The sequence below is a fragment of the Nonomuraea sp. WAC 01424 genome, assembly GCF_003947315.1.
In the GTDB taxonomy this organism is placed as follows: Bacteria; Actinomycetota; Actinomycetes; order Streptosporangiales; family Streptosporangiaceae; genus Nonomuraea; species Nonomuraea spiralis.
On sequence record NZ_QHHZ01000014.1, the window covers coordinates 220,095 to 234,810 of the forward strand.

Annotated in this window: 14 protein-coding genes; 5 read left to right on the plus strand and 9 right to left on the minus strand. The window is 70.3% G+C overall.

Annotated elements, in window-relative coordinates; all coding sequences use genetic code 11:
- Window positions 1-91 precede the first annotated feature (91 nt).
- The 5 genes from DMB42_RS35065 (at window position 92) to DMB42_RS35085 (ending at window position 4,536) form a co-directional block, all read left to right on the plus strand.
- A complete protein-coding gene (locus DMB42_RS35065; protein WP_125641766.1) occupies window positions 92-1,261 on the plus strand; it encodes a DUF4185 domain-containing protein in 1,170 nt (389 codons plus the stop codon).
- Window positions 1,258-2,268, plus strand: coding sequence for a DUF4432 family protein (locus DMB42_RS35070; protein WP_125641769.1), 1,011 nt, complete (start codon window positions 1,258-1,260; stop codon window positions 2,266-2,268). Before DMB42_RS35065 ends, DMB42_RS35070 begins: the two co-directional genes overlap by 4 nt.
- Window positions 2,265-3,035, plus strand: coding sequence for an SDR family NAD(P)-dependent oxidoreductase (locus DMB42_RS35075; protein WP_125641772.1), 771 nt, complete (start codon window positions 2,265-2,267; stop codon window positions 3,033-3,035). Before DMB42_RS35070 ends, DMB42_RS35075 begins: the two co-directional genes overlap by 4 nt.
- A 176-nt stretch (window positions 3,036-3,211) precedes the next feature.
- The gene (locus DMB42_RS56105) at window positions 3,212-3,631 is read left to right on the plus strand and encodes a peptidase inhibitor family I36 protein (RefSeq protein ID WP_125641775.1); all 420 of its coding nucleotides are present in this window, start codon (window positions 3,212-3,214) and stop codon (window positions 3,629-3,631) included.
- Window positions 3,622-4,536 carry a hypothetical protein gene (locus DMB42_RS35085; protein WP_125641778.1) on the plus strand — a complete coding sequence of 305 codons (915 nt, stop codon included), beginning with the start codon at window positions 3,622-3,624 and terminating at the stop codon, window positions 4,534-4,536. Before DMB42_RS56105 ends, DMB42_RS35085 begins: the two co-directional genes overlap by 10 nt.
- Here DMB42_RS35085 and DMB42_RS35090 read toward each other — a convergent pair.
- The 9 genes from DMB42_RS35090 to DMB42_RS53585 all read right to left on the minus strand — a co-directional run bounded on the left by DMB42_RS35090 (window position 4,495) and on the right by DMB42_RS53585 (window position 14,668).
- On the minus strand, window positions 4,495-5,931 hold the full coding sequence (locus DMB42_RS35090; RefSeq protein WP_125641781.1) for a S10 family peptidase: 1,437 nt from the start codon (window positions 5,929-5,931) through the stop codon (window positions 4,495-4,497). The genes DMB42_RS35085 and DMB42_RS35090 overlap by 42 nt on opposite strands.
- A gap of 9 nt (window positions 5,932-5,940) precedes the next feature.
- Window positions 5,941-7,173 (minus strand): enolase C-terminal domain-like protein, encoded by a 1,233-nt coding sequence (locus DMB42_RS35095; RefSeq protein ID WP_125641784.1) that lies wholly within the window; start codon window positions 7,171-7,173, stop codon window positions 5,941-5,943.
- Window positions 7,170-10,151, minus strand: coding sequence for a glycoside hydrolase family 38 C-terminal domain-containing protein (locus DMB42_RS35100; protein ID WP_125641787.1), 2,982 nt, complete (start codon window positions 10,149-10,151; stop codon window positions 7,170-7,172). The genes DMB42_RS35095 and DMB42_RS35100 overlap by 4 nt, the downstream gene beginning before the upstream one ends.
- Window positions 10,152-10,961 carry a carbohydrate ABC transporter permease gene (locus DMB42_RS35105; RefSeq protein WP_125641790.1) on the minus strand — a complete coding sequence of 270 codons (810 nt, stop codon included), beginning with the start codon at window positions 10,959-10,961 and terminating at the stop codon, window positions 10,152-10,154.
- A complete protein-coding gene (locus DMB42_RS35110) occupies window positions 10,958-11,803 on the minus strand; it encodes a carbohydrate ABC transporter permease (protein ID WP_260478134.1) in 846 nt (281 codons plus the stop codon). The genes DMB42_RS35105 and DMB42_RS35110 overlap by 4 nt, the downstream gene beginning before the upstream one ends.
- A 31-nt stretch (window positions 11,804-11,834) precedes the next feature.
- A complete protein-coding gene (locus tag DMB42_RS35115) occupies window positions 11,835-13,085 on the minus strand; it encodes an ABC transporter substrate-binding protein (RefSeq protein WP_125641793.1) in 1,251 nt (416 codons plus the stop codon).
- A 34-nt stretch (window positions 13,086-13,119) separates the two neighbouring features.
- Window positions 13,120-13,815: a FadR/GntR family transcriptional regulator gene (locus DMB42_RS35120; RefSeq protein ID WP_125641796.1), complete on the minus strand. Its 696-nt coding sequence runs from the start codon at window positions 13,813-13,815 to the stop codon at window positions 13,120-13,122.
- A gap of 59 nt (window positions 13,816-13,874) precedes the next feature.
- Window positions 13,875-14,426 (minus strand): DUF305 domain-containing protein, encoded by a 552-nt coding sequence (locus tag DMB42_RS35125; protein WP_125641800.1) that lies wholly within the window; start codon window positions 14,424-14,426, stop codon window positions 13,875-13,877.
- A gap of 74 nt (window positions 14,427-14,500) precedes the next feature.
- Window positions 14,501-14,668 carry a hypothetical protein gene (locus DMB42_RS53585; protein WP_185845018.1) on the minus strand — a complete coding sequence of 56 codons (168 nt, stop codon included), beginning with the start codon at window positions 14,666-14,668 and terminating at the stop codon, window positions 14,501-14,503.
- Between the last annotated feature and the right edge of the window lie 48 nt (window positions 14,669-14,716).

Genomic DNA, 14,716 nt, shown 5'->3' on the forward strand with positions numbered 1-14,716 from the left:
CGGTTTTCGGCCCGGCGATCTCCGGACTCTAGACAGTAAGTGATCTAATGACTAGAACTGTAGGGACTCCCCAGCCCCTTAGGAACCGGTGATGACGCGATTCCGCTCCTCCCTCGCCCCCCTCGCCGTCGCGGTGCTCGGCCTGATCGCCGTGCCGCAGCAGGCGTGGGCCGCGCCTCCCAAGCCCGTGCCGCCGTCGATCGGCGCGACGCAGCAGCCGTCCGGTCCGGTCTCGGCGTGCGCGCCCACCGTACGCGGCGCTTCCGTCGACGCCCGGCTGACCAGCCTGTTCACCTCGTACGGCGACGACAACAGCCGCCTGGACGACTGGACGGGAGCCGACGGCACCTACTCGCTGCGGCTGCCGAACGGCCGCGAGTTGTGGGTGTTCTCCGACACCTTCCTCGGCCGGGTCAACCCCGACGGGTCCAGGCCGCCCGTCGTCGAGGAGGGCGGCACGACCGTCTTCCTGAACAACTCCTTCGCCGTCGAGCGGAACGGGCGGCTGTCCACGGTCCACGACGGCACGGCCGCCAAGCCCGAGGCCGTGATGCCGCCCCGGGACGACAAACACTGGTTCTGGGCCGGGGACGCCACGCTGGCGGGCGGCGTCGTCGAGGTGACGTACCAGGAGTACGAGCGGTTCGGCACCGGCGCGTGGGACTGGCGCTGGCACCGCAACGTGGTGGCCAGGTTCGCGCCCGGCCGGCTCGACCGGCCGATCAGCGTGCACGACCTGCCCTCGGGCCACGGCGTCTCCTGGGCCTCCGGCATCCTGAAGGACGGCGGCTACACCTACGTGTACGGCGTCGAGGACCTGGGCGCGACCAAGTACATGCACCTCGCCCGGGTCAGGGGCCAGAGCCTGCTGGGCGCCTGGGAGTTCCGTACGGCCGACGGCTCCTGGTCGCCGGACGAGAAGGACTCGGCCAGGATCATGGGCGGGGTGGCGAACGAGTACAGCGTCTCCCGGGTCGGATCCGGATATGTCCTGATCACGCATGACACGACCGAAGCGCTCAGCCCCAACATCGTGGCCTACTCCTCCTGCTCGCCCACCGGCCCCTTCACCGGCAAGCAGCACGTCTACACCACCCCCGAGACCAGCGGGAACGTCTTCACCTACAACGCCCACGCCCACCCCGACGTCGCCGGGAACGGCCTGGTGGTCTCCTACAACGTCAACAGCTTCGTCAACACCGACCATTACCGCGACGTGTCCATCTACCGGCCCAGGTTCCTGGATGTGACGTTCGAGTGAGGCGTAACTGGGCGGCGCGCCTGCGGCACCTCACCCTCGACGGGCTGCGGGCGGTCACGCTGGAGAACGAGCGGTTGCGCGTGACCGTCGTGCCGGACAAGGGCGGCGACGTGGTGGAGTTCCTCCACAAACCCACCGACACCGACTTCGTCTGGCTCTCGCCGCAGGGCCTGCGGGATCCGCGCGACCACCGTCACGGCGCGGCCGACGACGTCGCCCAGTTCGTCGACCACTACGAGGGCGGCTGGCAGGAGGCCTTCCCCAACGGCGGCGCGCCCAGCGAGTACCGGGGCGCCCGCCTCGCCCAGCACGGCGAGGTCGCGGGGCTGCCGTGGTCGTGCGAGGTCGTGGCCGACTCCGAGGAGGAGGTCGCGGTGCGGCTCGGCGTACGGACGCGGCGGTTGCCGTACCGGGTGGAGAAGGTGTTCAGGCTCCGGTCCGGGACGGCCGCGCTGGAGGTCGAAGGGCGGGCGACCAACGAGTCGGACCTCACGCTGCACGCCATGTGGGGGCAGCACATCGTCTACGGGCTGCCGTTCCTGCGGGCGGGGGCGCGGATCCGGCTGCCCGACGGGGTCAGGGTGATCCCGCACGCGGGCCCGATCAACCCGGCCGGACGCCGGGTGCGGCCCGGCGGGCCGTGGCGGTGGCCGGTGGTGCCCGCCGACGGGGGCGGGGAGACGGATCTGAGCGTGGTGCCGGAGCGGGGCGGGCCGAGCGACATCGTCTACCTCACAGGCTTCACCGAGGGTTGGTACGAAATTTCGGGGGATATCGGTATGCGGGTGGAGTGGGATGCGGCGCTCCTCCCCTACCTGTGGATGTGGCAGGAGCTCGGCGCGTCCACCGGTTACCCCTGGTGGGGCCGGGCCTACACGCTGGGGCTCGAACCGTTCGCCGGCATGCCGACCGACGGCCTGGCCGCCGCCGTGGACAACGGGAGCGCCCTGTCGCTCGGACCGCACGAGACGAAGGTGTTGAGTTGGCGCGCGGAGGTGCTGGCGTGAGTGAGTTTTCCGGGAAGGTGGCGCTGGTCACCGGCGGGTCCATGGGCATCGGCCGGGCGGTGGTCGACCGGCTGGCCGACGGCGGCGCGAACGTGGTGTTCTGCGGCGTGGACGAGGACGCGGCGCTCGACAGCGAGCACGTGACCGGCGTCGTCGCCGGCGTACGCCGGGCCGGCGACCTGCGCGACCTCGTGGACCTGGCCGTGACCAGGTACGGCGGCCTCGACATCGTCGTCACCTGCGCCGGCGTGCAGCGCTACGGCACGGTCGAGGACACCCCCGAGGAGGTGTGGGACGAGGTCATGGACATCAACCTCAAGGGCGTCTACCTCACCTGCAAGGCGGCCGTGCCGAGGCTCAGGGAGCGCGGCGGCGGCTCGATCGTGGTCATGTCGTCGGTGCAGGCGTTCTCCTCGCAGGCGCAGGTGGCCGCCTACACCGCGAGCAAGGCCGCGCTGAACGGCCTGACCAGGGCCATGGCGCTCGACCACGCGGCCGACGGGATCAGGGTCAACGTGGTCTGCCCGGGCTCGGTGGACACCCCCATGCTGCGCTGGGCGGCCGACCTGTGGCGGGGCGAGTTGTCGCAGGAGGAGCAGGTCGAGCAGTGGGGCAAGGCCCATCCGCTGGGCCGCGTGGGCCGTCCGGAGGAGGTGGCCGAGCTGGTGGCGTTCCTGGCGGGGCCGCGCTCGTCGTTCATCACCGGGGCCGAGCACCGCGTGGACGGCGGTCTGCTGGCCCGAAACCCGGCGGCGCTCCCCGACTAGGTCGAGTAAGTCCCCAGTCGCCGCCCAATACTGGCAAGCGTTGCGTCAATGCGACGAAGTGCCAGGTGGTGAGCCTGGTAACCAGGTTCTCTGCGTGTCTCATGAGGGTGGGTCCCGAGCCCCCTCCCAACACGCTGAACGGGTTCCGAAACGACTCACCGATCTAGGAGAGACCTGTGAGGCTCACCAAGAAGGCCGCGGCCATCGTCGCCGCGGCCGCGCTGTTCACCGTGGTCGTCCCGGCTGCCGCCGCGGAGGCCAGCCCGCGTTCGACCTGCTACGGCGGCCGCGTCTGCCTGTACGCCGGTTTCGACTACAACCGGGGCCAGAGCGACCACTGGCGTGACTTCACGGCCGACGACTCCGACCTGGCCGACAACAACTGGCTGAACTGGGACTTCAGCAACACCTGGCACAGCATGGACAACGAGACCAGCTCCGTCAGGAACCGCGTCGGCTGCAGCGCCACCCTCTGGCAGCACGCCGAGTACACCGGTGCCCACAGCACCTTCACCCACAACTCCAACGACGGTTACCTGGTGAACAACGCCATCGGTAACAACCGCACCAGCTCGATCGACATCTGGTGCCGCTGAGAAATAACGGGAGTGCCGGTTTCCGGGCTTGGCCGCCGGAAACCGGCTGTCGCGGCCTCCTCGCGGGCGCGCTGCTGCTGTCCGTCGCGGCCTGCGCCACCGCCGAGCCCGTACGCGAACGGCCCCCGGCGGGCGTGACCTCGGCGTCGCAGCTCGTGTTGCCGTTCGACGCCTACAAGCCGACTCCCGAGCAGCAGGCCGTCCTGGGCAACGCCCACAACCACCTGGTCGTACGGTGCATGAGCCGCCGCGGCCTCACCGTCACCCCACCCGCCGAGAACGCCGCCGACCTGGCCGCGATCGACCCGGGCAACTCCCGCCGCTACGGCGTCGTGGACACCGCCGCCGCCCAGCGGTACGGCTACCACCTGGCCAGGCCGCCGTCCCCGGACACCAGCGGTTCCTGGATCAACAAACTGCCCAAGCACACCCGCCACCGCCTGTACGGCACCGCGGCCGACCGCGGTTGCCTCGACCGTGCCTCCTCCGCCCTGGAGAGCGGCACCCGCAAGGCCGACTGGCCCTGGCTGGGCCTCCAGGACTCGCTCACGCTGGAGCAGGCCGCCAAGCACGGCGGTGTGACCGCGGCGACCAGGCGCTGGCAGTCGTGCATGACCCAGGCCGGGCGCTCCTACCCGGATCCCGAGGCGGCCATCGCCGACTCGCGCTGGGACCTGGAGAAGCCGCGTGTGAGCGAGGAGGAGAAGCAGACGGCCGTCGCCGACACGACGTGCAAGTGGTCGTCGGGCCTGGTCGCCGCGTGGTTCACGGCCGACGTCGAGCTTCAGCGGGCGGTCATCCGGGACAACCGCGACCGCTTCGACGCGCTGGCGGCGAGCCTGCGGGAGCGGCTGGCCCGCGCCTCAAGCCTGCTGTCCGAGCACGAAGGCCGCCAGGTCGGCTGACTGGCTCAGCCTGCTGGGCTCGTGCACGTACATCATGTGGCCGGCCTCGTAGTACTTGAACTCGACGTTGGCCGCCAGCTCGGCGGGCACGGGCAGGTGGGCGAAGGCGTGCTCGGCGGCGTAGTAGGGCGTGGCGCCGTCGTGGTAGCCGCAGGCCACGTGCACGCGCAGGTGCGGGTTGGTCCGCATGGCGGCGCCGAGCCGGTCGGTCACGATGACGTGCGCGCCCTCGAACTCCTTGTACGACCACGGGTGCACCCGCGAGGTGAGGATCTCGTACGGCAGGTCGTTGGCGTAGCCCAGCTCGGTCCGCAGGTAGTGGTTGAGCGCGGCGCTGTAGGGGCCGGTGATGGCGTTCATGCTCGGGTCGGCGGTGAAGTGCTCGCGCCCGCTGTCGGGGTCCCAGCCGGTGAAGCGGCCGTCGAGCCTGCCGACGGTCAGGCGGCGCTCGCGCAGCAGCTCGGTGAAGTAGCGGATGTGCTCGATGCGCAGGTCCACTCGGTCGACGTAACCCTCGGACAGGCCGGACAGCGCGGCGACCCTGGAGACCGCGGCGGCGCGCTCGGCGGGGGTCAGGCGGTTGCCGCGGGCCAGGGCCCAGGGGTAGTCGCGGGCGGCGTACTCCTCGGCCTCGCGCAGCACGTCGGCGAGGAGCCGGTCACCGTGCAGCCCGTGATAGTGCGCGATGGCGGCATATGTCGGTAGATAGAGGGCGTAGGCCAGGTCGTTGCCCTCGTTGAACTCCACGGTCGCGTAGTCGAGCACCGAGGAGATCAGCATCACGCCGTTGAGGTACATGCCGTACCGCGACTGGAGGTGGTCGGCCAGCCCGGCCGCCCTGACCGTGCCGTACGACTCGCCGGCCAGGAACTTCGGCGACATCCACCGCGCGTTCCTGGTCGTCCAGAGCCGGATCACCTCGCCGACCGACTCCAGGTCGCCGCTGAACCCGTGGTACGGCTCGGCCTTCTCCCCCTCGGCCGCCCGCGAGTAGCCGGTGGACATCGGGTCGATGACGACCAGGTCGCTCACCTTGAGCAGGGTCTCGTCGTTGTCGGCGAGCGCGTACGGGGGAGGCAGGAGCCCGCCCGCGTCCCCCATCACGACCCGGCGCGGCCCGAGGATGCCGAGGTGCAGCCACACGCTCGACGACCCGGGGCCGCCGTTGAAGGCGAAGGTGACCGGCCTGGTCAGCGGGTCGGCGTCGTCGAGCGTGTAGGAGGTGAGGAACACCTCGGCCTTCGGGCGGTGGCCGCCGAACGCCCCGTCCGTGAACACCTCCTCGCGCACCACCATGGTTCCGGTGGTCGTGGTGTACCCCTGGCCGGTGGGCAGGGTGTGCCGGGTGGTGACGAGGTTGTCGGCGGGCGGAGTCGTCTGCGCTTCTTCGGACATAGCGGCCAATTATGGAGCAACGTCCACCGAGATCGCGGGGTCGGCGAAGCGCTCGTTCGGCACGGTGGCGTACCAGCCGGGGCGGCCGGGGTCGCGGTCGTAGGGGTAGCCGCCGGTCTCCCGGTACAGCTCGGCGTAGCGGGCCACGCGGTCCCGGTCGAGGCGTACCCCGAGCCCGGGGCCCGAGGGCACGGCGATGGCGCCGCCCGCGTACGGCAGCTTGCCGCCCTCGATCACGTCGTCGCGCAACTGGTGGTAGTGGGCGTCGGCGGCGTAGGTGAGGTTGGGCAGCACCGCGCCGAGGTGCAACATGGTCGCGAGCTGGATGCCCAGTTCGCCCGAGGAGTGCACGGCCACCCCGACCTGGAACGTGTCGCACACGCCCGCCGCCCGCACGCACGGCCTGATCCCGCCCCAGAACGTCGTGTCGAGCAGCACCACGTCGGCGGCCCTGCGCAACACGTTGGAGGCGAGCTGCTCGAAGTTGACGACCACCGTGTTGGTGGCGAGGGGCACCCTGACCTGCTCCCGAACGGCCCTGAGCCCCTCCAGCCCCCAGACGGGGTCCTCCAGGTAGTCGTTGTTCAGCCCCTCGATGGCCCGGCCGAACCGCAGCCCCTCGGCCACCGACAACACGGCGTTGGGGTCGTACCTGAGCCGGTCGCCGGGGAACGCCTCGGCCAGGGCCCGGTAGCACTCCAGCTCGTAGTCCGGCGGGAACACGCCGCCCTTGAGCTTGTGCACGGTGAACCCGTGCTCCTCCTTGAGCCGGGCGGCGTGCTCGACGAGCTGGCCGGGGGTGCGGATCTCCGGGTGGCCGTCGGCGGCGTACCGGAAGAACAGGTACGAGGCGAACGGGACGGCGTCCCGCAGCCGCCCGCCCAGCAGGTCGTGGGCGGGCACGCCGAGGTGCTGCCCGACCAGGTCGAGGCAGGCGAACTCGACGGCGGCGAGGAGCTGGGTGCGGTTGTTGTAGAGCGAGGCGGTCGGGTTGGCGATCTTGAAGCGCAACGCCTCCAGCTCGAACGGATTGTGGCCCTTCAGGTACGGGACGAGCGCGCGGAAGGCCGACTCCGCGCTCTCGCCCCCGCCGCCCATCTCCCCCAGGCCGATCAGCCCGTTGTCCGCCTCGACCTCGACGATCGTGCGGACGAACCGCCCCCAGTGGGCGCCGTTGCTGTGCCGCAGCGGCGCCTCCAGCGGGACGGCGACCGTCGTGGCCCGGATGTCGACGATCTTCACGCGCGCTTCCCCCCAACGACGGCGACGCCGCAGGCCGGCAGCCGTACCTCGACCGGTTCCCGCCCCGGGACCGTGACCGTCGCCGTCACCGGCTCGGCGGCCAGCGACTGGAGCCGTACCACCTGCTCCCCGTCCACCCGGCCGATCGAGGTGATCAACACGTCGGGGTGGTCCACCGAGGCGTAGGTCTCGGAGGCCGGCGGGCCGTCGGTGACCAGCGCGGCGACGAACGGCTCGGTCAGTCCCGAGGCCGCCGCAGCGCCCAGCCTGCTGCCCTTGACGCCCGCCGCCGACGTGACGGCGTAGCGGAAGGTCGTCTCGCCCTGCTGCTGAGCCGGGAAGTTGGTGTCCCAGATGTTGTTGAGCGCCCAGGAGTAGACCGTGCCGTCCTCCTGGTCGAGCGTGGGCGGGAACGGCGCGTACGGCATGTGGATGGTGCCGAGCTGCACCAGCGGCGCTTCCAGGGTGGCCCAGGCGACGGTCAGCTCGGGGTCCTCGAAGGCGATCCAGTGCCTGATCGGCAACATGTACTCGGCCGAGCCCGGCAAGCGCGGCACGTCCGGCCCGCCGACGCCGCCGGTCAGCTCCCAGCCCGTGGCCGGGCCCGTGGCGAACGGGAAGGCCAGGAACACCGCCTCCTTGGCCGGGGTGCCCTGCTTGGCGAGCTGGTAGGTCAGGTCGAGCCTGGGGACGCCCCTGTGCAGCTCGATCGTGGTGCGCAGCCAGTCGACGCCCTTGCCCTGGAGCTCGACCACCAGCTTCTCGCCGACCGCCGTGCGCTGGGCCTTGACGATCGTCGCGTTGCGGGCGACGGCCCGGTCGCCGAGCAGCGTCCGGTCGTGCGCGCCGACGTGTCCCGACAGGTGGTTGAAGTGCGGGGCGGTGGCGTAGCGGTCGTAGACGTACTGGCCGAAGCCGGCTGCGGCGTCGCCGTTGACCAGCTCGCGGCCGGCGGACTTGTCGAAGATCGAGCTGATGTAGCCCTCGCGCACGTCGTAGGCGACCCGGTAGAACTCGTTCTCGATCACGCCGCCCGTGTCCGGTTCGACCGGTTCGGGGGCCTGACTCCGCGCGGGGACGACGTCGAGCCGCGCGTAGCCGTAGCCGGGGACGTCGGCCACGACCGCCTGGATGTGCCGGCCGATCGGGCGGGTCGGCCAGTCGTCGGGGTCCACGATCTCCTCGTGGTGCGGCACGGTCTCGCCGGTCCGCGCGTCCACCAGCGCGATGGGCACGTCCATGGCCACCACGTCGCGTGGCAGGAACGCGCGTACCACGTCGGTCCGCGCCCGGGTGCCGGGGTTGAAGACGGCCTGGCCGGCCAGGGCGCCGCCCTCCACACCCGCCTCCGCGCCCGAGCCCGGCTGCGTGCCCGGCTCCGGTTCGGACAGGGCGGCGGCGAAGCGGCGGGTCGCGGCGTGCATCAGGTCGGAGGCGTCGTCCTGGGCCTGGTAGGCGCCCGAGGACTTGCGGGTCCACTGCAGGCCGCCGGAGTCGCCCGCCTCCTCGGCGTCCTCCCACGGGTTGGCCGCGCCCCACGTGTGCTCGTTGAACAGGGCGACCTTGTCGTACGCCTCGTCGATCTGGGCCGTGGCATCGGTGCCGGCGATCGTGTGCAGGGTCTCGGCGACGCGCAGGGCCGACTGCGCGCGGCGTACATAGCCGAGCGGGCGCGCGCCCGAGCCGAGCCCGTCGGCCCACCAGTCGGTCCAGTCGCCCTCGTGCACCGCCAGCCGGTCGTGGTAGCGCTCCTCGACGTGCTCGAAGAAGTCGCTGTTGACCGCCGAGCGCAGGCGCGGCCAGGCCCACGTCTCGTTCCACTTGCGGGCGATCGAGGCCGGCACGATCGACGGCCCGGCGTTGTCGGCGTGCGCGCCCTGCACGCGCAGGTGCAGCACGTCCAGCTCGTACGGCTCGCGCGGCGCGTCCGGCCCCTGCCAGCCGAACGTCCCCGGCCCGTACGGGTAACCGCGCGTGGCCAGCGCCGACAGGTAACGCGGCAGCAGGTCGTCGGCCAGCTCGTAGGAGTCGGTCAGCCCGACCGTGTTGCCCTCCATGTACGCCATCCCGTGCGGCGTGTCGGTGAACCACACCAGCAGCTCGTTCCCGCTCGGCGCCCGCCACCGGAACGGCCTGGTCAGCTTGTCGCCCCCATGCAGGTACGGCACCGACCGCCCGGCCCAGTTGTGCGCGGCGGCGAGGTAGCGCACGCCGGAGGCGTTCAGCGCGTCCACCAGGCCGACGACCGCGCCCGGCACGTCTGTGTGCATGGCCGACCTGGTGGCGAAGCCGTACCGGTCCTTGAGCTGGCCGGTGAAGCGGAGCTGGCGGTAGAGCTCCTCGGTCGAGCACGCCTCGGTGTGCAGCTGGAACGGCAGCGCGGTCACCTCGATCACGCCCGCCCTGGCCAGCGCGGCGAACGACTCGACCTGCTCGGCCGGCCGGGCGTCGAGCCACTTGAGCGCGGGCATCGAGGACTCGACCGTCCACCTGAACTTGGCGTCGTCGGGCCAGGAGGCGGTCTCCTCGGCCAGCCGCAGCGCCGCGTCGAGGTAGTCGAGGTGGTGGCGGAGCACCGTGCCCTGCGGGTCGGTGTAGCCGATGTCGAGGTGCGAGTGGTGCACGACGAACACGCTCCACTTGCGCTGCGGCGTGACCGTGACCTGTGCGCTGCCGACCACGCCCGCGTCGTCGCGGCACTCCAGGGTGAGCGTGCGCGGCGCGTCCACCTCGGGCACCAGCAGCGTCACGTCCGTGCCCGAGGCGCTGTCCACGCCCACCAGCACGTGGGTCAGGGGCTGCGTGCTCGACACCCTGACCGCCTGGCGGCCGTCGTGCGTGAACAGCGGCAACACCGCGACCCGCACCTCCAGCCCGCGCGCGCTGATCACCGGTGTCGAGGTGTCGTTGCGCAGCGCCTGCCTGATCCCGTCGTAGTCGGGGCTACCCAGGCTCCGCTGCAGCAACCGGCTCGTCATTCAAACACTCCCTAGGGACAGGCCCCGTGCGAAGAGGCGCTGGGTTGCCAGGAACAACACGACCGTCGGCAGCGAGACCACCAGGCCCGCCGCCAGGCCGACGGGGACCGGGGTGCCGGCGTAGACGTCGGTCATCAGCCCCGCCAGTGCGGTCATGACCGGCCGCACGCTCTCGGTCTGCGTCAGCGTCAGGCCGAAGATGAGGTCGTTCCAGATGAAGGTGAACTCAAGGATGAACACCGCCGTCAGCGCGCTGAGCGAGATCGGCAGGTAGACGCGCCAGAAGATGCGCCACGTGGACGCGCCGTCCATGCGGGCCGCCTCGAAGATCGAGAACGCGACGCCGGTGTAGAAGTTGCGCAACACGAACGCGGCCAGCGGCACGTTGATCCCGGTGTAGATGAGGATCATGCCGATCCTGGTGTCGTACAGGCCGGCGTCGCTGAAGCCGACGAAGAGCGGCACGAGCAACATCTGCGACGGGAACACGGTCCCGCCGAAGATCAGCAGGAACCACCAGAACCCGTGGCGCAGCCGCAGCACCACGATCGTGTAGCCGGCCAGCGCGCCGATGACCACGCCGAGCAGCGGCGAGACGACCGCGTACAGGGCGGTGCTGGCCAGGCTGTCGGTCAGGTTGGCGCTGTCCAGGGCGCGGGTGAAGTTCTCCAGCAGCGCGAAGTCGCCGGACGGCACCCAGGCGCTGCCCGGGTCGTACGAGGCGGCCGGCCTTGAGGCGTTGACGATGAGCAGGTACGTCGGCCCGAGCCAGATCAGCCCGAGCACGATCAGCACGATCCGCCGGATCATCGCACCTGCCTCCTCAGGTAGAGGTAGGAGGCCAGGCCGGTGACCACGGTCAGCATCACCGCGACCGCCGAGCCGTAACCGTAGTCACTGGCCACGAACGTGTCCCGGTACATGGTCACCGCCAGCGTCTCGGAGTTGCGCCCCGGGCCGCCCGCCGTCAGCACCCACACGATGTCGAACGTCTTCAGGCTCGCCACCAGCGCCAGCCCGACCACGACCGCCGTCAGCGGGCGCATCAGCGGCCAGATCACGTGCCGGAACAGCCGCCAGCCGGACGCGCCGTCCAGCCGGGCGGCCTCGATCGGCTCCTTGGGGATGGACTGCAGGCCCACGACGAACAGCAGCGTGTTCACGCCGAGCTGCTGCCAGGTCCACACCAGCAGCATGGCCAGCGTGTTGTGCGGCGCGACCTGGAGGAACGCGGTGTCCACGCCGAGCAGCCGGTTCGCGATCCCGTCGTGGGAGAGCACCGGGCTCCACACCATCGCGAGGCCCGCGCCGCTCAGCGCGTACGGCAACATGAACGGCACCCGGTACCAGGCGCCGCCCCTGATGTCGTAGGACAACACCGCGACCAGCAGTCCGAGGCCGACCGGCAACACCATCGTGCCGGCCACCCAGATGAGCGTGTTGCGGGTCGAGGTGAGCAGCGCGGGGTCGTCGAACAACTTGACGAAGTTGTGCACGCCGACCCACGCCGGCGACTCCAGGCCGTCGTACCGGGTGAGGCTCAGGTAGGCCGTCCACAGGAACGGCGCGTACAGCAGTCCCGCGACCAGCACGGCCGCGGGCGCCACATAGCCGTGCCTGAACCGCCCGAGCATCGGCGCCCGCGTGCTCATGACCTCACTCCGCGCGCCGGCTCTCCCCCGCTCACTGGTGGGTGCTCCAGTACTCGTCGGCGGCCTTCTGGATGCTGTCCAGCACTTCCTTGTACGTGCCGGGCTCGGTGACGAACTTGCCGAAGCCGTCGAGCGCGGCGGTCAGCACCGGCGGCGGCGTCGCCTCGAAGTACCGGTTGACCAGCCGGTACGTGCCGCTGCCCGCGTCCTTGGTGACGGCGCCGAGCGCTTCGTCGGCGATCTCGACCTTGGGGTTGGCGCTCACGTCACCCCTGGTGGAGGCCCACTTCTTCTGGGCGTCGGCGGTGGTCCACCACTTGAGGTACTTCATGCTGGAGTCGGGGTCGTCCGCCTTGGCGAGCGAGCACAGCGGGCCGCTCTCGAAGATCATCGACGTCTTCGGCAGCGACGGGTTGACGTTGGGGATGACGAAGAATCCGTAGTCGGTGCCGGACTTCAGGTCGCGCTGCGTCATGCTGGTGTTGAACCAGGTGCCGAAGGAGACCATCGCCGCCTTGCCGTTCTTCAGCACGTCGCCGGGGTCGGTCTTGTCACCCGGGTTGATGAAGTATCCGGCGTCGATGAGCGACTTCCACTTCTCCATCACCTGGACCACGCCGGGGTCGGTGTACTTGGCCTTGCCCGTGGACAGGCGGTCGTACAGGTCGGGGTCGGAGCCGGCCATGAGCTGCTCGAACCAGACGAAGGAGAACAGCACGCTGGTGTGGTAGAAGGCTTTGACGCCGTTCTTCTTCAGGGTCTCGGCGGCCTGCACCAGCTCGTCCCACGTCTGCGGGGGCTTGAGGCCGTACTTGTCGAAGATCTTCTTGTTGTAGAACATGCCCCAGTAGGCGACGTTCATCGGCACGCAGTACTGCTTGCCGCCGATCGTGTAATAAGAGGCGAGGTCCTGTGACAGGTCGCCCGCCTTGATCGCCTCCTGCCAGACGGCCGTGGTGTCGGCCACCTGCTTCTGTTTGACGATCTCCTCCAGCATCCCCCCGGTCTGCCAGGTGAACAGGTCGGGCTTCACGTTCGTGCGGAACGACGCCTTGATGAAGGCCTGGTACTGCGCGGAGTCGGTGTATCCCGTCGGCTTCATGCCCAGGCCGACCTGCTGCTTGGACAGGGCGCCCATCTCGTCGAAGTATTTGGTCCAGGCGCCCTTGTCGTTGTAGAGCGTCAGTTCGGTCTTCTTCTTCGGCGCCTCGGCGCTGTTTCCGCCGCAGGCGGTCAGGACCAGCGCCGCCACGCCGAGCGTGGCCACACGTGACCGGAACATGGCCGGCCTCCTTGCTCTTTCGGGGGGACTTGCTTTATCTGGGGGGCAACCTCTGCTCGATGACGGTCTTCACGTCGACCAGATGGGCCCGCATACGTGCCTGTGCCTCGGCGGCGTCGCGCGCTTCGATGGCCTCCAGGATGGCCAGGTGCTCCTCGTAGTCGCGGCGCCGGTCGTCGAAGATCTGCAGGATCTCCCGCTGCTCGGGCCCGTGGACGGTGAGCAGCGAGTCGACGACCTCGTCCAGCACGCTGTTGCCCGCCATCCGCGCGGTGGCCCGGTGGAAGGACATGTTGGCCTCGTGCAGCTCGGCGTCCTCGCCGCGCAGGTGACGGCCGGCCTCGTCGAGCACCCGCTTGAGCGCGGCCAGCTCCGGGCCCTCGGCGCGTTCGGCGGCCATGGCGGCCAGCGGCGGCTCGATCACGATCCGCGCGCCGAGCAGGTCGAGGAGCTGGGCGGCGTGCATCTCGCGCATGTTGGGGTTGGGCAGCACGAGCCGCTCGATGTCGGCGCCGACGTAGATGCCCGAGCCGTGCCGCAGCTCGATGGCCCCGGTGGCCTCCAGCCTGCGCAACGCTTCGCGCAGCGTCGGGGTGGTGACGGCGAAACGCTGGGAGAGCTCCCTGGTCGAGGGCAGCCTGTCGCCCGGCCGGTGCCCCCCGGTACGGATGAGCTCCAGCATGCGCTCGGTCAGAGCGTCGGAAAGCGTCGGCCGCGCAACCTCGGACATATCAAGTGATCTAATCACTTATTCCGACGCGCGTCTACGACGCCCGGCGATTTCTCCGCTCAGCGCTTGAGCAGGTCCTTCATCAGATCGATCTGCGCCTTCCTGGACGCCTGGACCTGCGCCGCCCACTCCTTGACCGCCGGATCGGCCCCGGCGCTGACCTCGGTGTCGGCCATCTTGATCGCGTCGCCCTGGTGCGCGATCAGCAGGGTCATCAGGTCATGTTCGAAGGACTTCGACTTCTTCAGCGCCCGGATCTGCTTGCGGTCGGTCTCGGGCATGCCGCCGTGGTGGTCGTGCGAGCCGGACGCGGCCGTGAGCGGCTGCTCCCAGGAGTACAACCAGCGCAGCATCATCTCGACCTCGTCCTGCTGCGTGCCGGCCACGGCGGCGACGAGGATCTTGAGCTGGTCATTGGTCGCCCGCTCGGCGCCCAGCTTGGCGATCTCGATGCCCTGCCGGTGGTGCTGCACCATCATCTGCACGAACATCACGTCCTGGGCGTTCACGGGAGGGGCCTGGGCCCCGGCCGTCCCGCAGGCGGCGGCCAACAGGAGGCCGAGGGCCACCAGGACGAGCTTCAGGGCGCTGGATCGGGGGGTTGCGGCCACTCTGCGCGCCTTCCATTAAAAAGGAAACCTTCCTAAGAGTTAGACGATTTCGCCATGGCGCGCAAGGGCCCCTGTCAAGCGTCCTGCGTCAGGTCGCCGCGCATGTTCTCGTGGAGGCGGCGGCCGTGGAGCGAGCCGCCGCTCACGCGGGCCTGGTCGTTGATGAAGGCGTGCACCTCCTCGTCCGGGGCGGTCCAGCCGATGTCCCCGTTCGGCGATTCCACGCAACCGTCGGGGGACATCAGCATCGAGTGGATGAGTCATCGTCGTTCGGGTCAGCGGTCCCGGGT

Bases quoted from the DNA above. Each gene is read 5' to 3' on its own strand.
- DMB42_RS35065 (WP_125641766.1), top strand. From the start codon at position 92: ATGACGCGATTCCGCTCCTCCCTCGCCCCCCTCGCCGTCGCGGTGCTC.
- DMB42_RS35090 (WP_125641781.1), bottom strand. From the start codon at position 5,931: ATGTCCGAAGAAGCGCAGACGACTCCGCCCGCCGACAACCTCGTCACC.
- DMB42_RS35100 (WP_125641787.1), bottom strand. From the start codon at position 10,151: ATGACGAGCCGGTTGCTGCAGCGGAGCCTGGGTAGCCCCGACTACGAC.
- DMB42_RS35105 (WP_125641790.1), bottom strand. From the start codon at position 10,961: ATGATCCGGCGGATCGTGCTGATCGTGCTCGGGCTGATCTGGCTCGGG.
- DMB42_RS35110 (WP_260478134.1), bottom strand. From the start codon at position 11,803: ATGAGCACGCGGGCGCCGATGCTCGGGCGGTTCAGGCACGGCTATGTG.
- DMB42_RS35115 (WP_125641793.1), bottom strand. From the start codon at position 13,085: ATGTTCCGGTCACGTGTGGCCACGCTCGGCGTGGCGGCGCTGGTCCTG.
- DMB42_RS35120 (WP_125641796.1), bottom strand. From the start codon at position 13,815: ATGTCCGAGGTTGCGCGGCCGACGCTTTCCGACGCTCTGACCGAGCGC.
- DMB42_RS53585 (WP_185845018.1), bottom strand. From the start codon at position 14,668: ATGTCCCCCGACGGTTGCGTGGAATCGCCGAACGGGGACATCGGCTGG.